Origin of the sequence: Streptomyces broussonetiae (genome assembly GCF_009796285.1) — a bacterium.
In the GTDB taxonomy this organism is placed as follows: domain Bacteria; phylum Actinomycetota; class Actinomycetes; order Streptomycetales; family Streptomycetaceae; genus Streptomyces; species Streptomyces broussonetiae.
In genome coordinates, this window is record NZ_CP047020.1 from 562,637 (window position 1) to 582,641 (window position 20,005).

The 20,005-nt window shown below is 67.5% G+C and carries 18 protein-coding genes and 2 pseudogenes; 13 read left to right on the plus strand and 7 right to left on the minus strand.

All coding sequences use genetic code 11. The features are described 5' to 3' along the window. Positions 1–650: 650 nt before the first annotated feature. A complete protein-coding gene (locus GQF42_RS02810) occupies positions 651–1,544 on the minus strand; it encodes a LysR family transcriptional regulator (protein WP_158917294.1) in 894 nt (297 codons plus the stop codon). An 81-nt stretch (positions 1,545–1,625) separates the two neighbouring features. Here GQF42_RS02810 and GQF42_RS02815 point away from each other — a divergent pair, with 81 nt between their 5' ends. Then, positions 1,626–2,528 (plus strand): DMT family transporter, encoded by a 903-nt coding sequence (locus tag GQF42_RS02815; protein ID WP_158917296.1) that lies wholly within the window; start codon positions 1,626–1,628, stop codon positions 2,526–2,528. Positions 2,529–3,172: 644 nt separating this feature from the next. Here the strand turns inward: GQF42_RS02815 and GQF42_RS02820 are convergent. Continuing rightward, a complete protein-coding gene (locus GQF42_RS02820; RefSeq protein ID WP_158917298.1) occupies positions 3,173–4,084 on the minus strand; it encodes an NmrA family NAD(P)-binding protein in 912 nt (303 codons plus the stop codon). Then, positions 4,081–4,905, minus strand: coding sequence for a polysaccharide deacetylase family protein (locus GQF42_RS02825; RefSeq protein ID WP_158917300.1), 825 nt, complete (start codon positions 4,903–4,905; stop codon positions 4,081–4,083). Before GQF42_RS02825 ends, GQF42_RS02820 begins: the two co-directional genes overlap by 4 nt. An 89-nt stretch (positions 4,906–4,994) precedes the next feature. On the opposite strand from GQF42_RS02825, the gene GQF42_RS02830 reads away from it, so the two are divergent. From GQF42_RS02830 to istB, 4 genes are all read left to right on the plus strand, one after another. Beyond that, positions 4,995–5,375, plus strand: coding sequence for a winged helix-turn-helix transcriptional regulator (locus tag GQF42_RS02830; RefSeq protein ID WP_158917302.1), 381 nt, complete (start codon positions 4,995–4,997; stop codon positions 5,373–5,375). 436 nt (positions 5,376–5,811) lie between these two features. Then, the gene (locus tag GQF42_RS02835; RefSeq protein ID WP_158917304.1) at positions 5,812–6,225 is read left to right on the plus strand and encodes a VOC family protein; all 414 of its coding nucleotides are present in this window, start codon (positions 5,812–5,814) and stop codon (positions 6,223–6,225) included. A gap of 51 nt (positions 6,226–6,276) precedes the next feature. Continuing rightward, complete coding sequence (istA, locus tag GQF42_RS02840) at positions 6,277–7,524, plus strand: IS21 family transposase (RefSeq protein ID WP_199272547.1); 1,248 nt, start codon at positions 6,277–6,279, stop codon at positions 7,522–7,524. Next, positions 7,524–8,321: an IS21-like element helper ATPase IstB gene (istB, locus tag GQF42_RS02845; RefSeq protein ID WP_158917305.1), complete on the plus strand. Its 798-nt coding sequence runs from the start codon at positions 7,524–7,526 to the stop codon at positions 8,319–8,321. Before istA ends, istB begins: the two co-directional genes overlap by 1 nt. 478 nt (positions 8,322–8,799) lie before the next feature. On the opposite strand, the gene GQF42_RS02850 is transcribed toward istB, so the two are convergent. Continuing rightward, positions 8,800–9,351 (minus strand): MarR family winged helix-turn-helix transcriptional regulator, encoded by a 552-nt coding sequence (locus tag GQF42_RS02850; RefSeq protein ID WP_158917307.1) that lies wholly within the window; start codon positions 9,349–9,351, stop codon positions 8,800–8,802. A gap of 14 nt (positions 9,352–9,365) precedes the next feature. On the opposite strand from GQF42_RS02850, the gene GQF42_RS02855 reads away from it, so the two are divergent. Then, a complete protein-coding gene (locus GQF42_RS02855; protein ID WP_158917309.1) occupies positions 9,366–9,875 on the plus strand; it encodes a carboxymuconolactone decarboxylase family protein in 510 nt (169 codons plus the stop codon). Positions 9,876–10,839: 964 nt separating this feature from the next. Continuing rightward, the gene (locus tag GQF42_RS02860; RefSeq protein WP_158917311.1) at positions 10,840–11,160 is read left to right on the plus strand and encodes a hypothetical protein; all 321 of its coding nucleotides are present in this window, start codon (positions 10,840–10,842) and stop codon (positions 11,158–11,160) included. Between the two features lie 188 nt (positions 11,161–11,348). On the opposite strand, the gene GQF42_RS02865 is transcribed toward GQF42_RS02860, so the two are convergent. Further along, on the minus strand, positions 11,349–11,882 hold the full coding sequence (locus tag GQF42_RS02865) for a hypothetical protein (protein ID WP_158917313.1): 534 nt from the start codon (positions 11,880–11,882) through the stop codon (positions 11,349–11,351). Between the two features lie 225 nt (positions 11,883–12,107). On the opposite strand from GQF42_RS02865, the gene GQF42_RS02870 reads away from it, so the two are divergent. Beyond that, a complete protein-coding gene (locus GQF42_RS02870) occupies positions 12,108–12,650 on the plus strand; it encodes a DUF6882 domain-containing protein (protein WP_158917315.1) in 543 nt (180 codons plus the stop codon). Between the two features lie 58 nt (positions 12,651–12,708). Here GQF42_RS02870 and GQF42_RS02875 read toward each other — a convergent pair. After that, positions 12,709–13,161 (minus strand): annotated as a pseudogene (locus GQF42_RS02875) (ATP-binding protein); the annotation flags it as partial. Between the two features lie 2 nt (positions 13,162–13,163). Between GQF42_RS02875 and GQF42_RS02880 the strand changes: the two are divergent. From GQF42_RS02880 to GQF42_RS44735, 3 genes are all read left to right on the plus strand, one after another. Continuing rightward, positions 13,164–13,304 carry an ATP-binding protein gene (locus GQF42_RS02880; RefSeq protein WP_233273202.1) on the plus strand — a complete coding sequence of 47 codons (141 nt, stop codon included), beginning with the start codon at positions 13,164–13,166 and terminating at the stop codon, positions 13,302–13,304. Positions 13,305–13,736: 432 nt separating this feature from the next. Continuing rightward, complete coding sequence (locus tag GQF42_RS02885) at positions 13,737–14,561, plus strand: polysaccharide deacetylase family protein (protein WP_325100290.1); 825 nt, start codon at positions 13,737–13,739, stop codon at positions 14,559–14,561. Between the two features lie 977 nt (positions 14,562–15,538). After that, a complete protein-coding gene (locus GQF42_RS44735) occupies positions 15,539–15,709 on the plus strand; it encodes a hypothetical protein (protein ID WP_199273168.1) in 171 nt (56 codons plus the stop codon). Between the two features lie 3 nt (positions 15,710–15,712). Here GQF42_RS44735 and GQF42_RS47950 read toward each other — a convergent pair. Next, positions 15,713–16,236: pseudogene (locus GQF42_RS47950) on the minus strand (transposase); the annotation flags it as partial. Positions 16,237–16,539: 303 nt separating this feature from the next. On the opposite strand from GQF42_RS47950, the gene GQF42_RS02895 reads away from it, so the two are divergent. Together GQF42_RS02895 and GQF42_RS02900 are read left to right on the plus strand one after the other, a co-directional pair. Further along, positions 16,540–17,499: a LysR family transcriptional regulator gene (locus tag GQF42_RS02895; RefSeq protein WP_158917317.1), complete on the plus strand. Its 960-nt coding sequence runs from the start codon at positions 16,540–16,542 to the stop codon at positions 17,497–17,499. A 194-nt stretch (positions 17,500–17,693) separates the two neighbouring features. Then, positions 17,694–19,991, plus strand: a complete 2,298-nt coding sequence (locus GQF42_RS02900; protein ID WP_158917319.1) for a M9 family metallopeptidase — start codon at positions 17,694–17,696, stop codon at positions 19,989–19,991. Positions 19,992–20,005: the final 14 nt, after the last annotated feature.

The following is a 20,005-nucleotide window of genomic DNA, read 5'->3' on the forward strand; positions in this document are numbered from 1 at the left end:
CTTGCCGCCCTGTCCCGGATCAGGAATCCTGCCCGGCAGCCCTCCTCCTCGATGTCCATGACGAGACTCTTCGCGGCCTGGACCGCCCAGGCTGCTGACGGGTGCGCAGTAGCGCCCAGGATCCGGAGCTGCCTTCGGGCGAGGGTCCGATCCCGGCCCTCCCCCAAGGTCTCCCATACCGTGGAAGCGGCCATCTCGATCCCCAGCACCAGCAGTTCGCCATGCACCCTCTGTAGCCCCACGTGGGATTCGCCCGAGCCAGGCGCACCACCACGACGCGGATGGAGGGCACAGTGCTGGGTCGGCCCAATCGCTTCGGCCGGGAACGACCGCCTGCCGACGCGCGACCAGGTCGCGGTGCCATCGCAGCACCGTATCGGCGCGCACCCAGCAGCCGCAGCCGCAGCCGCAGTCGACGTAGTGCATCGCCCGGGAGCCGGTGCAGCAATGCCGCCAGGAACTCTCGATCACTCGGAGTGAACCGGTCCCGGTCCATTCCGAGTTGTCGCCTCAGCACCGTGGTCTGATGAACCCTCCCCCGCCAGAGCACCGGCCCGACCGACGAGGTCGGCACGCCGTGCCCCCCGAACGGTGCCGTGGCGCCTCCACCAGGACGATGCGGTTATCGGCAAGGGCAGCCTCAAGGCCCGTCAGCCCGCTCGGGATTTGCCCGCGAACACCAGGCCTTCCAGCAGCTCGACAGCACGCTGGGCGGCGGGGTGCCGGGCAATCGACTTCTTCACCGCGAGACTGAGCTTCCGGACTGGGGTGGGGGACACCAGTGCGACCGTCGTCAGGCCCTCCGGCAGCTCACCGATACCGAGCGCCGGCACCACCGTCAGCCCGATTCCCGTTGCCACGAAGGACATCGCAGTCCGGTAGTCGTGTGTTTCCACCACAAAACTCGGGGAGAACCCGGCTTGCGCGCAGGCGTTGAGGAGCACCTGGCGGCACGCCCCTTCACGGAGGTCGTTGTCCACCCAATGCCTCTCGGCGAGATCCGCCAACGACACCTTCGCCATCTCGGCGAGGGGGTCGTCGACGCGGACGACGGCGAGGTAGGGGTCCTCGGTGAGCCTGTGCACATCGACGGACCCGGAGCGCTCGACACCCGCCTCCTCCACGAAGATGTCAACGTCCGGGTCGCCCGGCGTGAACTCGGTCAGCAGCAGGTCCAGCCGGAGGTCCGGGAACTCTGCACGCAGCGCGGCAACGGTCGGCGCCAGCCACGCCACGCCGGCCGAACCGAAGTAGCCGATGGAAAGGCTGCCGACCCGGCCGGCGCGCAGATCGCCGACCACCCGCTCGACGTGGCTGAACGCCTCGAACAACGTGTCGGCCTCGGCAGCGAGGGTCCGGCCGGCCTCAGTGGGCTCGATGCCGCGACCGGATCGTTCGAACAACTGCAGCCCGGTCTCCCGTTGCAGTGTGGCGAGCTGCTGACTCACCGCGGACGGTGTGTAGCCGAGCGCGGAGGCGCTCGCGCGGATCGAACCCGTCGCGACGACCGCCCTCAGGACGCGGAGCCGTGGAATGTCCAACATGCTGTGAATGTACAGCCATGCTTAACGTACGTATAGAACTCGTCGCTTGTGCTGTACAGAAAGCGGCATGACGATACCTGGGTGACCGATCTAGTTCAGACCGCCCGGCCCACCGGCGCCGGCAAAACAGACATTGGCAAGATCGCAGCCTCCGCCGGGCTCGCGGTAGTGCTGTGGGCCTCGGCATTCGTCGCCATCCGCGGCATTGGGAACGCGCTGTCCCCCGCGCCCCTGGCACTGCTCCGGCTGGGCGTCGCGGCCGTCACGCTCACAGTGATCGCGGTGGCCAAACGGGCGGTCCGCGTCCGCCTGTCCCGCAAGGGCTTCCTGCTGATCGCGGCGTACGCCGTACTGTGGCTCGCCGGTTACACCGTCGCCCTCAACGCAGGGGAACGGCACGTCGACGCCGGGACCGCGGCACTGCTGGTGAACCTCGCGCCGCTGCTTGTCGCTGTCACTGCCGGGAGGTTTCTCGGTGAAGGCTTCTCACGATCTCTCATCGTCGGCTCGCTCGTCGCGCTGGGCGGAACCGCGATCATCGCGACCGGGGCCACCGCACAGCGTGACTGGGCAGGCGTTCTGCTGTGCCTGCTGGCCGCCGTGCTCTACGCCGCGGGCGTCATGATCCAGAAGGTCACATTGCGTCACGTCGACGGGCTCACCGCGATTTGGCTCGGCTGTGTCATCGCCACCGTGGTCCTGCTGCCCTGGACGCCGCAGTTGGTCGCCCAGGTGCAGGTAGCGTCGACCGGAGCGGTGCTCGGCGCCATCTACCTGGGCGTGTTCCCCACAGCGATCGGCTTCACCGCTTGGGCTTACGCACTGCGCCGCATGAACGCCGGTCGGCTCTCCGCGGTGACGTACGCCGTTCCGGCTGTGTCGGTGCTGTTGTCGTGGCTGCTGCTCGCCGAGATCCCGACGGCGTACGGGCTCCTCGGCGGCGTGCTCTGCCTTACCGGTATCGCCATCTCCCGCCGGCGGTGAGTCACCGACGGCCACCACCACCGGGGACCATCACGACGGCGTTCGGTGTTCCCGGCCCGCACGAAATCACCGCCGTTCACAACGGCAATGTCCATTGGGCCGTCGATTGCCAGGACGACGGTGAACGTGTCGCCGACTACGGTATGCCCGCCCCGGAGATTTCGGCACGATCACGGTCGTAGAAGCGACCACGAGCACTGCTGCTCGCTGCTCAGGCTTCGACCTACGCCACGATCGTGATCTGTCGAAGGGCGGTCACAATGGCTGCCGAATACCTCATCCATGCTGCTCAGGCCGCAAGTTGGTACGCGTGAAGGGTGCCGCCGAGTCGCGCTCGTCGTCGCATGCTCGGGCGGGTGATCCTGTCCGGGTCCTCTATCGGGGGGAAGTGGGTGGAGGGGGCGGGCGTTCGCGAGCCCCTGGTGCGGCCTGTGCTCGATGCGGAACGTCAAACTCGCGCACGGTGCGCGGCCGGCCCCGCGCTCCGGCCGGAAGCGGGGTACCGCTCGCCAACTGGTCGGTGCGGACCTGGCAGGCCACTCCGAGCGGGGCATCGCCGCGTTCGTGTCGAACTCCATGGTGCGCCGCTGGCCCGCTGAGGACTCGCTCAAGCTCAGCGCCGCTCATGGATCCGTGGTGGGTGGTCATCCCGTCCATCCGGTGTGGTGCAGCCAGTCTTCGAAGGTCATCAAGTCGGGGTGCAGGCGGCGTAGAAGGGGGATGTCCCGGTCTCGGGCGTAGAGGTCACGGTCGGCGAAGAACTGGAACATCGCTGCATAGTCGTGGCCGAAGTCGGGGACGGCGGCACGCAGGTCGTCATGCGGCATCGGGACGTAGGTGCTGGGGGTGCCCGTGACCTGGGCGAAGGTGGCGGCGATCTCGTCTCCGGTGAGGCTGTCGCCGATCACCGCGAGGTCGCGGGTGCCCCAGGACTGCCAGTTGTCGAACATGTGGCAGGCGAACCAGGCGATGTCGTCGAGGGCGACGAGCGGGTAGCGGGCGGCGCCGAGCGGGAGCCTGAAGGTCAGGCCGCCCCGGCCCTCCGGTCGCGGGGTGAGTCGGTCCCGCAGGTTCTCGAAGTACGGCGCCGTGGTCAGTACCGAGACGTGGTCCGTGTACCAGCCGTCGGTCTCCTTGCGGAGCATTTCCTCCGACCGCATCAGGTCGATGTGGGCGGCGACGGCGGCTTTGCTGTCGAAGTGCGGGACGGGGTGGCCGGTCAGGGACGCCGCGCTGTCCAACGAGGACCAGATGAAACGCTCCACGCCGGCCAGCAAGTCGAGCCCTTGCCGGTACTCACCCACGGCGCTGCCCGTCGCGAAGAAGTCGGTGTTGGCGTAGACGCGTTCGGCCCGCCCGATCAGGACCTCGAGGGCCGCCGGGTCGGAGCGGACCAGTCCCACGCGGTCGGGTGCGGTGGCGACGAGTTCGGTGGCGTGGGCGGACTGCGGGTGGCGGGTGGGGACGGTGATGATGGCGTCGGTGGTGGCCAACAGGTGCTGGACCACGTGGCGGCCCATGGCTCCGGTGCCGCCGACGACCAGGACGTGGGTCATGGCGTTCCTCCCTGGTGTGTCAGGACGTGTTCGGCCACCTGGGCGTGGGTGGCGACCCAGACGTCGCCGGACTCACGGATGTGGTCGAGCACCTGGCCGACCATGCCCGCGAGGAGCGGTCGGCCTGCGACGTGGGCGTGGACGGTGAAGTGGAAGACGGCTGGGCCGGGGGCGGCGAACAACTGGTCCAGCAGGGCAAGGTGCAGGTCCCGATAGGCGTACGGGCCTGCCGCGGCGCTGCGGACGTCGGAGTGGTCGCTGTGCATGAGGGAGACCAGAGGACCGTGGGCGGTGGACAGGATCTGGGGGATGTCGTGGTCGCTGTGGTCGCCGGTCCAGCGGTAACCGGCCTCGGCGAGCAGATCGGAGGTGTGCTTCGAACCGGTGGCGCGTGGGCTCATCCATCCGGTCGGGCGAACGCCGGTGACCCGCTCGAGGACGTCGGTGCAGCGGCGGATGTTGTCCCGCTCGGTGTCCACGTCGAGCAGGGCGGGTACGACGTCCTGGGTCCAGGAGTGTCCCGCGATCTCGTGCCCCGCATCATGTACGGCCACCACTGTGTCGGGGTGCCGCTCGGCGACGAGGCCGTTGATGCCGACGGTGGCGGGCAGGTCACCGAGGACGTCGAGCAGCCGCCAGATACCAGTGGTGAGGCCGTAGTCCACCCAGGAGGTGCTGTGCGTGTCGTCGGCGCCGGGCAGCGGCCACGCCGCGGCCATCGGCGCGTAGGCGGGCCGGTGTCCTGGTGACCACAGCTCCAACGCGACGGTGACCAGCGCGGCGATCTTCCGTCCGCCCGGCCAGTCGATCTCTGTACTCATTCGGTTCCCCTGTTTCGGTGGCTTCCGCCGTGGACGCTAGTGAGGCGGTAGGTACCTCCAGGTTCCTGACAGCGGGCTAGCATCGGGGCGTGGGTGAGTACTCCGGCAGCGTCTTCCTCGCCGACTGCCCGGCTCGGCTGGCGGTCGAGATCATCGCCGACAAGTGGGCGGTGGTCGTGTTGTTCGCGTTGAGCCGGGAACCGTGCCGGCACGGTGAGTTGGTCAACCTGATCGGCGGCATCTCCCGGAAGGTGCTGACTCAGACGCTGCGGCGATTGCAGGGCTATGGCCTCGTGGGCCGTCATGCCGAGGCCGGGAAGGTCGAGTACGTACTGACGGACCTGGGCCGGACGTTGGTGAGGCCGATCGCCGTGCTGACCGAGTGGGCCCACGAGCACGGTGGGGCCGTGGTGGAGTTCCGCCAGTCCGAAACGAACGGCCTACTGCCCAGGCGGCGAACCGATGGATGACGTGGTTGCCCTGTTCGGCGTTGGGGTTGACGAGACGTTCGCGCCGAGTCGAGCAGCACCTGTCACTTAGTGGTCGAGTCCGTAGAAGTCCTTCGGGGGCGGACATTCGGTCGGTGCAGTGGCTGGCGTTTGGTCAGATGCCGGGGTGGCGGGGCGGAGTCGGCAGGCTCGGTCGCACGCGTCCGCCGCGTTCTTGGAGGCGGAGGCGCCGGGCGGCGGGCACGATCCGTCCGTGCTACGCGGTGAGCACGTCCACCGCTTCGTCGCGGACCTGGGCAACCGCGACCCTGTGACCGCCGCCGTCGGGGATCCGGCCGAGCTTCTTGACGTCGATTCAGCCCTTCAACGAGCGAGCCCGTTCTGGTGTCCAGCGGCACCCGCCAGTCCTTGGCCACGAGGCGGAGACCCAGCACTCATATGGCAGGACAGTCAGTTGGTGATCACTGATCCCAAACTCCAACTGACCATTGACTGTGCTGAGCCCGAGCGGCTCGCGGCGTTCTGGGCCGCTGCACTGGGGTACAAAGTCGAGCCGCCGTCTGCACCGTTCGCTACCTGGCGCGCGTACTGGTTGGACCAAGGCCTGCCGGAGGAAGAGCTGGGCGAAGGTGACTGCAGTGACTCCGTCATCGATCCGGATGGCACCGGCCCACGGATCTGGTTCCAGCAGGTACCCGAGCTGAAGGTCGTCAAGAATCGGCTCCACCTTGATCTGGGCGTGAGCGGAGGGCGTAGCGTCCCGTTTGCCACTCGCAAGGAGCGAGTTCCCGCCGAGGTGATGCGGCTGGAGACCGCGGGGGCATCCCGGTTGTCGGTGGACTTCGAAAAGGGGACCACTCTCCGACTTTGAATGTTGACCCCCTCCAGTGGTCTGACTCGTTGAGTCAGGCCGGGAGGAAGGGTGATCGACGTGGAGGACTGGGCGGAGATCCGCCGGTTGCACCGGGCCGAGCAGATGCCGATCCGGGCGATCGCGAGGCATCTGGGAATCTCGCGGAACACGGTGCGGCGGGCCCTGAAGAGCGAGGCAGCGCCGAAGTATCAGCGGGAGCCGAAGGGCTCGATCGTCGATGCGGTCGAGCCGCAGATCCGCGAGCTGCTGCAGCGGTTCCCGGAGATGCCCGCGACGGTGATTGCCGAACGGATCGGCTGGAGTCGCTCCTATGCGGTGGTCCGGCGGCGGGTGCGGGAACTGCGGCCGGTCTATCAGGCGGCGGACCCGGTCTCGCGGACCGGCTATGAGCCGGGCGAGCTGGCCCAGTGCGACTTGTGGTTCCCGCCGGCAGAGATCCCGCTCGGGTTCGGGCAGACCGGCAGCCCGCCGGTGCTGGTGATGGTGGCCGGCTACTCGCGCTGGATCACGGCCAGGATGCTGCCGACGAAGACCGCGGCCGACCTGATTGCCGGGCACTGGCGGCTGTTGACCGGGCTCGGGGCGGTGCCCAAGGCGCTCGTCTGGGACAACGAAGCCGCCGTGGGTTCCTGGCGGGGCGGACGGCCCCAACTCACCGAAGACTTCGCAGCGTTCGCCGGACTGCTGGGCATCCACATCATCCAGTGCAGGCCGGGCGACCCGGAGGCCAAGGGCCTGGTCGAGCGGGCCAACGGCTATCTGGAAACCAGCTTCCTGCCCGGCCGCATCTTCGCCTCGCCGACCGACTTCAACATCCAGCTCGCCGACTGGCTGACCAAGGCCAACCGGCGCATCCACCGCACCCTGCAGGCCCGCCCGGCCGACCGGGTCGAGACGGACAAGGCCAGGATGCTGTCGCTGCCGCCGGTCGATCCACCGGGCTGGTGGCGAACCTCGCTCCGACTGCCACGCGACCACTACGTCCGCATCGACACCAACGACTACTCCATCCATCCCCTGGCGATCGGCCGCCGCATCGAGGTGAAGGCCGACCTGGACCAGGTCCTGGCCTTCTGCGAGGGCACCGAAGTCGCCCGGCATGCCCGCTGCTGGGCCCGCCACCAGTCCCTCACCGACCCCTCCCACGCGGCCGCCGCGAAGGCCGGCCGCGAACGGGCCCGGCAGCAGCCGGTCGCAGCCGACCAGCTCGACGTCGAACAGCGACCGCTCGACACCTACGACCGGATCTTCGGCGTCATCGACGGCGGCCTGAGCACGGGCGAGGGAGTCGCCTGATGGCCACCAGCAAGCAGACCTCGAAAGCCCGCGACGTCTCCTCCGAACTGGCCTATCTCACCAAGGCGTTGAAGGCCCCAGCATTGCGGGACGCAGCCGTGCGGCTGGCCGATCGGGCCCGGGATGAGGGCTGGAGTCATGAGGAGTATCTGGCCGCCTGCCTGCAGCGGGAGGTCGCCGCCCGCGACAGTCACGGCGCCGAGGGACGCATCCGGGCGGCCCGTTTCCCCTCCCGCAAGTCGCTGGAGGACTTCGACTTCGATCACCAGCGGTCCGTGAAACGCGAGGTCATCGCCCATCTCGGGACGCTGGACTTCGTCGTCGGGAAGGAGAACGTGATCTTTCTGGGGCCGCCCGGCACCGGCAAGACCCACCTCGCCACCGGGCTCGGGATCCGGGCCTGCCAGGCTGGCCACCGGGTCGCCTTCGCCACCGCCGCCCAGTGGGTCGCCCGCCTCGCCGACGCCCATCAAGCCGGCCGCCTGAGCGACGAACTCACCCGGCTCGGGCGGATCCCCCTGATCGTGGTCGACGAGGTCGGATACATCCCCTTCGAACCCGAGGCCGCGAACCTGTTCTTCCAGTTCATCTCCGGCCGCTACGAACGCGCCTCCGTAATCGTGACCAGCAACAAGCCCTTCGGACGCTGGGGCGAGGTATTCGGCGACGACACGGTTGCCGCCGCGATGATCGACCGCCTCGTCCACCACGCAGAGGTCATCTCGTTGAAGGGCGACAGCTACCGCATGCGCGGCCGCGACCTCGGACGGGTTCCCGCGGCCAACACCGGGGAATGACCAACATCAACTGACGCAGCGGGGGTCCATCTTCGGAGTCGAGCACCGGGTCAGCTTTCGAAGACCGCCGACACCGGTTGCGTATCGAGGACTCGGAGGGTTCGGGTTCCTCCTTCGTCGTGATGCACGGCTCAGAGGGCAACGAGTTCTGCGTTCATTGACATCGGAGACTGTGAGGGGGGCGTCCCGCCGAGTGGTGCAGCGACTGAACGCCTTCCGACTTCATGAGTGCTGAGGCAGGCCTTCTGGGGCCAGGCGGCGCGATACGGCGGGCAGCGGTTGTCAGTGGCCGCGGATACGCTGCCTGGCGTTGGTCTTCGCTGTGCGTGTGGGGGTGCCTGTGTGTGAGGGAATCGGATGGCTGGCCGACCGGGACGAGGGGCTGGACAGCGTGCTGCCGTAGCCCACGGCAGTTCTCAGGCCTCGGATGCGAGAAGGGCGTGTTCCTGGTTCGGTTCAAGGCGTCCGGGAGCCCTGGTCAGCCCATTCCACCGATCCATCCTGCTGCGTCGAGCCGGAACGCTCCCGGCGCTGCTACGGCGTGCAGGCCGTCCTCGATTGTGCGCAGGCGTTCCTCGCCCAGGATGGCGGCCCAATCCGCCCGCAACCGGTCGAAGATCGCAGCTGAGCGGGCGAGCAGGTCGCGCCCTCGCTCGGTCAGCCGTACAAGCCTGCGCCGGGCGTCGGCGGGGTCGTCGGCGCGTTCGGCGTAGCCGAGAGCGACCAGGCGGTCGACGGTCTTGCCCGCCGCCTGTTTGGAGATTCCCAGTCGTCGTGCGATGTCGCTGGCGGCACTGCCTTCAAGGCCGATCGCCTGCAGGGCGAAGCCGTACGCCGGACGCACATCCGGATGGCCCTGCCGGGCCAGTTCGATGTGTACCTCGTCGATGAGCGTGCGGAATCCCGCGAACAGCAGCAGCGGGAGTTCGTAGCCGGCCCTGGCTGGGCTGGGGTCCGCTCCCTTCGCTCCAGCACCCTTGGCCGGAAAGGCAACCTGGTTTACCATCTTATCGTCAACCATGTTGTCCATCTTAGGAGAGTGTCATGTTCGAAGCGCACAGCATGGAGAGCGCTCCGCAGGCGTCGCAACCGGCGATGCTGGCCGTGGCCGAAGCATCGGGCGGCACGATGCCGGACGCGGTGGCGCGGCTGGCTGCATCGCCCGAGCTGCTCAACGGATTCCTGGCCCTGAGCGCGAGTTTCGAGCGCTGCACGCTTGATCCGTTGGCGCGGGAGGTCGTCATCATGACGGTCGCCGTACGCAACCAGTGCCACATCTGCGTCGCCATGCACACCGGCAAGCTCCGCAAACTCGGTGCGGAAACGAACCTGATCGCTGCCTTGCGCGAGGGGCGGGAGTTGGCCGACGAACGGCTCGAAGCAATCCGTACGTTCACGCTCGACGTCCTGTCCACCGCCGGCGGAGTGGACGATGACACCCTCAAGGCCCTGCTGGCACACGGGTACACCGAGCGCAACGCACTGGAAGTCGTCCTGGGCGTCGGTACGTACACGATGTCGACGCTCGCCAACCGCCTTGTCAGGGCGGCGTGAAGGTCACGAGCCACGGAGCCACTGAATCGAGGGTCCACCCACCGGCATACAGCGGCTGTCAAACAGTGCCTGCCCAGTGGCAATCCGAAGCCGTCGGCCTCGACCGGTCGCGGGCGCCTATCGCCCCAGCCAGGTCAGGAACCGCGTGCGCTCTTCATCGCACTGGCCATCGCCGGAAACGTAGACCTTGTATCGGGTGAAGGTGGAGCCATGGGGACGGCCGGCGGCGCCCGGATTCGAGCGCGCAGGCTTCTCGAAAGGGCTGCAGAGCGTAGTAGCCGAATGCGATCAGCGCCACGACCGGTGGGGCAGACAGGAGACAGCGGCGGGCTGTCGGGGACGGCATGACGTGACCCTGCCGACGCTTCACAAACTGATTGGTGCCGTGGGGCGCCGAGTCTCCCCTCTCTCACTGACGAGGCCGTCAGCTGCGCTGGAGGCGATGATGTCTGGCTCCTTGGATGCGCTTTCGCGGGCCACTGCTCACGAGCGCCTCAGCCATGGCTCAGGCGCAGGGCAGCAGGCCGACGGGCCTTGCGGTGCGCATCGTGGTCGGAGCGCCGGCGATGGTGGTCGCGGTGCTTGGGTGGTGGGCGTGGTCCTTTGACCTGAGCATGCGCCCCACGCCCCGGGACATCGCGGCGCCGGCGAACGCGCCTGGGACGAGAGCGGCGGGCCGGGCAGCCGGCCACCTGACGGTCAACCAGCTCACGAGACTGCGTGAGCGGACGCCCCGGGTCGACCGACTCGGCACCTCTGTCGTCGACCTGTGCCAATCCCGGCTCCTCCCGGGCTCGTTCGGCGCGTTACCGCACTGGCCGCCAGTGACCTGCCGACGGACCACCGTCATGTATGTCGCATTCGACGACGACACCCATGCGCGCCTGGCTGATCTCGACAAGACGATCGCCTCGCTCGGCCGGACATCTCCGGGACCGTCAGGGCTGGTCGCCCAGGAACCTACATGCACCAGCCGCCCGACGACGCCAACCCCTCACAGTCGACGGAGGCCGCAGCGAGGCCGGCCTTGGTCGACGTGCATGTCACCCGCGGGCACGCCGCACAACCCCGCTTGAGTATTACGGTCCAGCAGACGCCCGCGCTCCCGAGCACCGGCCACAACTGGGAGGACTGCACCACCCGTTACTCCGGCAGCAAGCCGTTCAGGAACGACGAAATGACCCAGGCCGTCTATTTCACCTGGCATCCCGTGAACGCGAAGCATCTCGACGCTCAAGCCGCCCCACACCGATACGTCGCCGCCTTCGACTTCGATGCCGAGTAGTACAGCGAGCCGCCTGCGTCCTTGCCGGGACCCATCCACTCGCCGCCAAGAGGGGTTTCGCCCTGCTACAGCGGCACTGGTTGCCCCTGGCTCCTCCAGCGGCAACTCCCAGTAAAGACCCCGCCGACCACAACCTCTGCCGAGGAGGTGAGCAGCCCCGGACGGCCCAGGGACCAGGCATACGTATCCTATGCACCCCGCAGGCCGAGGTTGGCACCGCCGCGAAGATCCGGGAAACCCTGAGCGATGAGGGCCGCGGGCTCAAGGCAGGCATGACGAGTTGCCGCTTCGGTCGGGTTGTCAGCGCAGCCAAGCTGCTGATACCTGGTGACAGCGATCCGGAGTTTCTCCGCGACATCGCGCAGCGTCGCAAAGCCCTCGTGCCGCTCGATCTGCTCCAGAGCAAACGATGCATCCGCTCCCGTAGCCTTTGCTGCGGAGCCGCACTTGGCAGTGAACATCCCCGCTGACGAGGTTGAGCAGGGCGATCCCGTGCCCGAACCGAACCGCGTCTCGTCAGGAGAGAGCCGGCCCTCCATGACCGTCTTGACATGATCGGCCACAGCCGCCTTGGAAGACTGGGGAGCCTCCGCCTGGCCTGCGGACGCGGCCGGTGAAGCGGCTCGGTGAGGATTCGGCTCAGCGGGGGCGTCGCTGCAACCCGCCAGCAGCGCCAGAGCCGAAATTCCACCGCAGGTCATCCCAATCAGCTGCCGCTTCACCAGGTCCCACCCCTAACCCCGCACGCTCAGGGCGTGATCGTATCCCTACCTCGGCCGCGTCCGGCCAAGGTTCCAGACCAGCGAGTACGCGAAGCAGGCCAACTATGGACGATCACAGGATTCCCCAGCCGGTTGGTCACGTAATTCCCCACCTTGTCGGTGGCAAGGTGACCGGAGTGAGGGGGCATCGTCGACTGGTCAGGAGCGTCTGGCAAACTCCGCGGCATGGGAATGTCCAAGCGGGCCGACAAGGCGGAGAGTGCTGGCCAGGCCAGGGAGAGAGCCGACCTGAGCGTGCTACTGCTGCAGGGCGAAGACATGATCGGGCGGCTGGCTCGTGCGCACATGTCCTGGGGGCTGGGATCGGCGGACCGCTGGGATCTGGACCAGACGACCGGCATCATCACCTGGACCTTCCCCGATAAGACTGCGACGGCACCTGCGCAGATTCTCGGAAGTTTCAGCCCGGGCTCGGGCTCATGGGTGTGGGCCTGGGCCAACAAGAGCATCCTCCCTGACATGAGCCGCGACGCCCGCAGCTTCCGGGACTGGGCAGAAGCCAACGGGCATCCCGCCCTTGCCCAGCCGGAGATCAACGCCGATGCCCAGGCTGCTTCGACCCTCGTGGCCTTGGCCGTCCGGGTCACCGAGGCGACCGGCTATTACAAAGGCACGGGAAGCAGCTCCTCCGTGATCATCACTTTTGGACCGGTCACCCTGACCAATGCGGACAGCAGCGTCTCCACCTTCAACATCGATATCAACTAGCGTCGGCGAAGTCGGCTGGGGTCGGAGCCCGGGCGTTACCCAGGCGCCGACTCGATGATTATGGCCAGCCGCCCTGCGAGCTTGCCGTTCCGTTCTTGCCTGCGGGATTCCCAGGTCGTTTGTTCGGCCGGTAGCCGGGACCGTTCATGATGACCTGGTGGCTGGCGTTGATGAGCCGGTCCTGGACGGACTCGGCGACGACAGGGTTGGGGAAGAGGGGATACCAGTCGCCGGGCGCCCGGTTGCTGGTGATGACCGGGGACCTGCCCTGCCGTTCGGAGACGAGTTCGTCGAGGTCGCCCACCTGGGCCACGGAGAGCTGACGCATGGCGAAGTCATCGAGGATGAAGACGTCGGATCGGACAGGTTCGCGGATCCGTCTCCCCCAGGCGCGGTCGGCATGGCCGCCGGCGAGGTCGGCGAGGGTGCGGCTGGTCTTGGCGAAACGGACGTGGGCGCCCTGGCATTCGGCGAGGTGACCGAGGGCCTGAGCGATGTGGGTGTTGCCGACACGTGTTCGACGATGAGGTCCCGCCCGCCGCCATCCTCGACCGCCTCCCCCACCGCTGCGGCGTCATCTCCGTCAACGGCCCCAGGTACCGCCTCAAGAACCGGCCCGCTGCCATCGAACGAGACCGCGACGACGCAGCCTGAGCCACCACCGCGTCAGAACCGTCATCCGAAGCAAAGATCGACGTTCTTGTCGATGCACCCACGAAGCACGGCCGAAAGGGCAGTTCACCGAGTTGAAGGACGGTCCGAACAGGGCCGCCCCGGCAGACGAACGAGCACGACATGCCGCTTGACGCCTGTCGGCCCCCAGAACCAGGAAGCTGCCCCCCCCCGCACCCGGCATGATCTCCGTCCCCGGCAACGCCCCCATCCGGGCCGAACCGACGGTTCACACGACGGCACGGCTCACCGTCCCACCGACTGCAGCTCCGCACTGCGTACTGAATTCACACCTGGCTATTGCCGGATTTTATACGCGATCAGGTTAAATTCTCAGTGGATCATGGTCATACGTCAACTGGGGTCGGCGCAATGAAGCGGAATACGGGTCGGGGCCGGTGGTACCGGCCGGTGATGGGAACGGTCGCGGCAGTCCTGGCGGTCGGGGGGTGCAGCTCGAGCAGCGGCAGCGGAACCGGTCATACCGCTGCCACCTCTGCCTCGCCGAGCGGCGCCACCAGCACCGCGGCCGGTGCTCGTGACACCGCGCTCTGGCACAAGTGGGGCCTGACGCCGCTGCCGGTCCCCCCGCAGCCGCCGGCCGACAAGCCGGTGAAACTCTCCGCCACCGGAACCGTTCCGGTCTTCACCCACCTCCCGACCTCGCAGAAGGTCGTCTTCATCACTGTGGACGACGGACAGGAGAAGGACCCGAAGTTCATCGAGATGATGCGGGATCTGAAGATCCCGATCACCATGTTCTTGATGAACGACGCCATCAAGCCGGACTACGCGTACTTCAGGTCCCTGCAGGCGCTCGGCAACCACATCCAGAACCACACCTTGCACCACCCCGTCATGAGCACCATCCCCCTGGCCCGCCAGAAGGAGGAGGTGTGCGGTGACCAGAAGATCCTCACCAAGGAATACGGCACCGCACCGCTGCTGTTCCGCCCGCCGTACGGCGCGTACAACAGCAACACCAAAATCGCGGTGGGTGAGTGCGGACCGCGTGCGATCGTGTGGTGGCGAGAATCCATGCAGATCCGCAACATGCAGTACCAGGCAGGGGACAAGAAGCTGCATGACGGTGACATCATCCTGGCCCACTTCCGCGGGCCCAGCGAACTCAAAGGTGCCACGATGACGCAGATGTTCGCCAACCTGCTCAGGCGCATCCAGGAGCAGGGATTCGCCGTAGCGCGCCTGGAAGACTACATCCAGTCACCAGCCGGATGATCCCCGGCAACACAATCGCCCTTGGCCTGCCCGGTCGGCCGAGCAGGAAACGGAACCACAGCGGACGCGCGGCAGCCGCCCGCAGCCAGGCGGATCACCCGCCGAGGCCATCGCGCTGACCTCGCGCGCATGGCCTTCACCAAGATCTTCAAGGAGCCACGAGGGATGGGGGATTCGCGATGGCCGTACAGGGTGGCAGGGCCGGGGTCCACAACAGTGATTGCGGACTGCAGGCTTCCCTCGTGACTCGCCGGGGTCCCAAGGCCGCGAGGTGAGCGCGGCCCGGCATCTGACCACACTCTTCGGCTGGCTCGCTGTCCTCACCGGACTCGGGGCCCGCCTCCTGCTCTTGCCCGAGCCCGCGGCCAACTTCCCCACGGGGTACGGCCGGCCTCGTGGGCCGTCGCCGGAGCAGCCGGCTGCACTCTGCTGTGGATCCTGGCGTCACTGGCCACCCGCCATCAGCCTCGCCCGCCCGGGCGCCGCGACGCCCGCCTCGTCGCAGCCGTACTCGCACTGACCCTGGGCCTGCTGTGCATGGCCGCACCGGCGCCGGCTCTCGGACCGCACGGCGACGACGTCCGCTAGAGGGCCGGCATCCAGCGGGCCGGTGGCGGCGAGCACGACCTTCCCGTCTCGAAGATGCTCACGACACCGCGGCAGGCCGAGGTCACCAGGAACCACAAGGTGACGTACGCAGCCGACGTCCAGGTCGAGGTGCCCTACCGCTCCGGCCCACGCCCGCTCACCCACAAGAACCAGTGGTTCCAGTTCGACCCGCCGGCAGTGAGTGACAAAGTCACGGTCATCTTCGCCCCGAGCCGACCCGACCTCGGTGCCCGACCGGGGAATGTCCATGGCACGTTCTCGGACCTGCTCAGCCTGAGTATGATCCTCGGGAGCATGGGCGCGTGCCTCGCCCTGACCGTCCTGGGCGTAGTCGGGGCGCATTACATCGCACCAATTCGTCGGTTTCGGTGCGGTATCCACCCCCTCTCCTCGCCGCGCTCGCCTGCGCCGCGGGCCTGGACGCCACCGTGATCTTCGCCTACCCTTCGGCGCCGGTCAGCTGGACGCCGGCACTCGGCGCGGCCGTGATCACGAGTTCGGTGAGTTCCGTGAGTTCGGTGGGCAGGGCGGTCTCGTAGGTTTCGTTCCCACAGGTTGTTGGACCAGATCAGGCACCAGATCTCGCGCGGGAAGACGGTCAAGGCCAGTAGGTCGTGCTGGGCGGCGACCAGGTGGCCTGCGGCCTTGGGGAACTTGGCTTCCAGCGCGTCCAGGGCGTGCCACATCCGGGCCTGAACGGCGTCGGCGTCGGGTTGTCCTAAGACGGCCCCCGGCAGGGTGGCCGCCCATGACTGGGCCGACTCGGGGACCTGACTCAGCAGGTTTCCGGCGTAGTGGGTGCGGCTGCCCTCGCGGACCTTCCGGGTCAGCGCGTCCACCCGGACGAACGCATACGGCCCGGCATCGCGTCGAGGGACTCGGTGAGCTTCTCAACCCGGCGAGTGCAGACACCCAGCAGACAGTCGGTCGCGACCACCGGAACGAGAGCCTGCTCGGCCTCGGCGCCGCAGAGGGTGTCGGCCTCCGCGGACATCAGCGCCTCGGTGAATGTCGCGATCGTCGCGCGCAGCAGATCGGGACTCGCCGCGGCGAGGTTGTCCTCGGCGAATTGGACGCAACCTCACCTTTGTCTCGGTCGGGTGAGAGCGGCCGGTCTGGTGATCGCTTCGGTGGCTGTGCCGGGGGCCTGTGGCTGGTGGTCGTCGTGTCTTCTATCTTTCGAGTAGACAACCACGGTGCGGTGATGGGTCGTTGAGTGAAGAGCTGGAACGCTGGGAAGCGGCGGTCCACGCGAAGGCCGAGGGACTTCGCACCCGGCGACTCCATGTGCCCAGCCCCTCTGCGATGCGCTGTCGCAGCACCTCAGCTTAGGAACCGGGTGGTTGCCCGTGATACGCGAGGAGTGCAGATGGAACTGGAACTGCGTCACCTTCGCTTGCTGCGCACGGTCGCCGAGGTGGGAAGCATCAGTCGCGCCGCCGCGGTCCTCGGCTACTCGCAGCAGTCGGTCAGCGCGCAGCTTCAGCGGATCGAGCGGCACTTCGGTCTGCCGGTGTTCGCGCGCGGGTCGTCGGGTGTGGAGCCGACCTCGTTCGGTGTCGACGTCCTGTCCCAGGCAAGGGACGTGCTGGCCCGGATGGAGGTGCTCGGACGCCACTGCCCGAAGGATGCCGACCCGCTGCCGTCGGCTGTGCGACTGGCCGCCACCAACACACCCATCCTTCCGGGCATGGTGGCGCGGCTCAAGACGCGACTACCGGGCGTGGCGATCAAGGTCAGCAGTGTCTACTCGTCCTCGGAGATCGTGGAACTGCTGGAGCGGGACGAGTTGGACATCGCGCTCGGCGTGGACTACCCAGGCATGGAATTGCAGCACTCCGACGCCGTAGCGCATCGGGGAATCGTCACAGAACCCACATTTGTCGCGCTGCCGACGGGTCATCGACTCGGGCACCGAAGCGAGATCGTCCTGGGTGACCTGGCCGATGAGGCATGGTTTCTGACGCCGAATGACGGTGCGGGCTGGCCTGAGGTGTTTTACACCGCCTGCCATACCGCAGGATTCACTCCGACCACGGTTCACGAATACCTCGGCGATCGGAGACAACTCCAGGAGATGATCGCCAATGGGCTGGGGGTGTCCATGGTTCAGGCGACGACTCGGCCGAGTCCCGGCGTGCTGGTGAAACCTTTGGCCGGTACGCCGTTGTGGTGCCGCTACCTGTTGGCCTGGCGGCGCGAGAGCCTCTCCGAGCAGTTGGTGGACCTGGTCCTGAGTGTTGCCTCGGCGGCCTACGGGGATCTGATCGCGTCGTCGCCACACGCGCAGGCGTGGCTGTCGAGGGTGTATCGACCAAGCCGATCCTGAGAATCCGGCTTCGCGCTGAACAGTCCACTATACGAACCAATCAACAAGGCTTTACCAACATCTCTGATGTTGTGGACCCTTCAGTGAAAACGCAGTACCCCAGGGCGTTGCTCACCCGTCAACTCCAGTGCCAGGTTGCATTGCACCGCCCCGTAGGGCTCGGGCGGCTCCCCACCCCCACCAAGGGAGATGCAATGCTCCTCAGACCACCCCTGCCCAAATTCCTAGCCGTCGGCCTGGCGGCCGGAAGCCTGGCCTTGGGTCTGTTGACCACTCAGGCGACCGCGGCGCCACATCCAGGGCAGAGTCCGGCGGCCCACGCCCAGGCGACCACCGCGGTCGCCAAGCCGTCCGGTGCCGACACCGGCCCGAGCACCGAACTCCCCGCCGCGCGGTCCAAGCCGCTGCCGGCCGCGTTGCGGGGCGCGCCCGCCGATGTGGCGCCTGCCGCTTCGCCGGCACGGACGCCCCGGAGCAAGCCCGCGACGACCGGCCGCGCCGAACCCAAGAGGGCGCCGGCGGCCGTGACGTCGTGTACAACGGCGGACTTCGCCGGCCGGACCGGCGCCGCGCTGGTGGCGTACATCAAGACAGTGGACTGGCACACCTGCATCAACCCGCTGTTCGACTTGACCGGCGCGAACGCGAACGCGGTGTTCAAGGAGTCGCAGATGCTCGCGGTGGCCAACGGCTTCGCCGGTACGGCCGCTTCGTACACCGGTGACGACTCCGGCGGCCTGCACGAACTGCTGTACTTCCTGCGCGCCGGCTACTACGTGCAGTCACTGCACCCCGCCGACGTCGGCACGTACGACTCCACGCTCACCAGCGCCGTCGGGTCCGGGTTCACCACGCTCTTCAACAGCTCCCACTCAAACGACGTCAGCGCGGGCAACGGCGACATCCTGGAGCAGGCGTTCGTCACCTCCGACAGCGCGCAAATACAGGGCAGCCTCCTCGGCGTCTACAAGCGGTACCTCACTGCCTACAGCAGTGCGTGGGACGCGTACCCGGCGATGGACCGGGCGCTCAACGCGATCTACACACCGCTGTGGCGCGGCCCCGGCATCACGGACTTCGTGACCGCGGTCACCGCCGACCCCAGCATCGCCGACACGCTGTACACGTTCACGCTCAACCACCGCGACCTGCTCGGCGGGGACAACGACGTCCTGGACTCCAACGCGGGCAACGACCTGGCGCACCTGGTCCAGATACCGGCGTTGCAGGGCAGGATACGCCCGCTGATCAAGGGGCTGATGGACGCCTCGTCCATCACCGGGCCCACCGCCAGCCTGTGGGTCCACGTCGCCTACCGGGCCGACAACGACGACGCGGCACAGTGCTCGTACTACGGCGTCTGCGACCTGGCCGCGCAGCTCACCAGGGCCTCGCTGCCGATCTCGTACGGCTGCGGCAACTTCACCATCATGGCGCAGTCGCTGACGGCGGCGCAGCAGAGCGACGTGTGCAACAGCCTGAAGGGCGAAGTGCCGTACTACCACAGCCTGGTGAAGGACAACGGGCCGATCCCGGGCGAGTACTTCAACGTGAAGATGGTCATCTACGGAAGCAAGGCCGACTACGCGACCTACTCCTGGGCGATCTTCGGCAACTCGACCGACAACGGCGGCGAGACGCTGACCGGCAATCCGACGGACCCGAAGAACGTCGCCTATTCCATCCTCTACCAGAAGCCGTCCGACGACGGGTTCCCCGCCAACGCCTGGAACCTCAACCACGAGTTCGCGCACATCCTGCAGTCCATCTACGACATGAAGGGCGACTTCGGCACCCAGATCTCGGTTCCGGACGTCTGGTGGATCGAGGGTCAGGCGGAGTACGTCTCGTACAGCTACCGCGGAATCACGGACGACGGCGCGATAGCCGAGGCCGCGAAGCACACGTACAAGCTCAGCGACCTGTGGCAGAACACTTACGCGATCGACGACGTGACCCGCACCTACCCGTGGGGCTACCTGGCCGTCCGCTACATGACCGAAAAGCACCCGTCGGACATCCAGGCCATACTCGCCAAGTTCCGCACCGGTGACTACAGCGGGGCGTACGCCATCTACAACACCACCATAGGCACCCGCTACGACGCCGACTTCGACGCTTGGCTCACCGACCTCGCCCGGGGCGGCGGTGGCAGCTCGGCCACCGCGTGCACGGACTCCAACACCCAAGCCATGGGCCAGAACTGCTACCGCGCCAACCAGTCCGCGGCCGCCGGTGACACCGACTACCTGTGGATCTACCTGCCCGCCGGGACAACCACGCTGAAGGTCACCACCAGCGGCGGCACCGGCAACGCCGACCTCTACTACAACCCGACCACGTGGGCGGGCCCATCCGCCTACACCGACAAGTCCACCAACTCCGGCAACACCGAGAGCATCAGCGTCACCAACACCGCGGCCGGCTACCGGTACATCAGCCTGTACGCCGCGACCAGCTTCAGCGGAGTCACCGTCACCACCACCTACTGACCCGCCGCTGCGGG

Excerpts from the sequence above, each read along its gene's own strand:
- GQF42_RS02900 (WP_158917319.1), top strand. The coding sequence starts at position 17,694 with ATGCTCCTCAGACCACCCCTGCCCAAATTCCTAGCCGTCGGCCTGGCG.
- GQF42_RS02850 (WP_158917307.1), bottom strand. The coding sequence starts at position 9,351 with ATGGACAACATGGTTGACGATAAGATGGTAAACCAGGTTGCCTTTCCG.
- GQF42_RS02895 (WP_158917317.1), top strand. The coding sequence starts at position 16,540 with ATGGAACTGGAACTGCGTCACCTTCGCTTGCTGCGCACGGTCGCCGAG.
- GQF42_RS02810 (WP_158917294.1), bottom strand. The coding sequence starts at position 1,544 with ATGTTGGACATTCCACGGCTCCGCGTCCTGAGGGCGGTCGTCGCGACG.
- GQF42_RS02860 (WP_158917311.1), top strand. The coding sequence starts at position 10,840 with ATGCACCAGCCGCCCGACGACGCCAACCCCTCACAGTCGACGGAGGCC.
- GQF42_RS02870 (WP_158917315.1), top strand. The coding sequence starts at position 12,108 with ATGGGAATGTCCAAGCGGGCCGACAAGGCGGAGAGTGCTGGCCAGGCC.
- istB (WP_158917305.1), top strand. The coding sequence starts at position 7,524 with ATGGCCACCAGCAAGCAGACCTCGAAAGCCCGCGACGTCTCCTCCGAA.
- GQF42_RS02855 (WP_158917309.1), top strand. The coding sequence starts at position 9,366 with ATGTTCGAAGCGCACAGCATGGAGAGCGCTCCGCAGGCGTCGCAACCG.
- GQF42_RS02825 (WP_158917300.1), bottom strand. The coding sequence starts at position 4,905 with ATGAGTACAGAGATCGACTGGCCGGGCGGACGGAAGATCGCCGCGCTG.
- GQF42_RS02885 (WP_325100290.1), top strand. The coding sequence starts at position 13,737 with ATGGGAACGGTCGCGGCAGTCCTGGCGGTCGGGGGGTGCAGCTCGAGC.
- GQF42_RS02820 (WP_158917298.1), bottom strand. The coding sequence starts at position 4,084 with ATGACCCACGTCCTGGTCGTCGGCGGCACCGGAGCCATGGGCCGCCAC.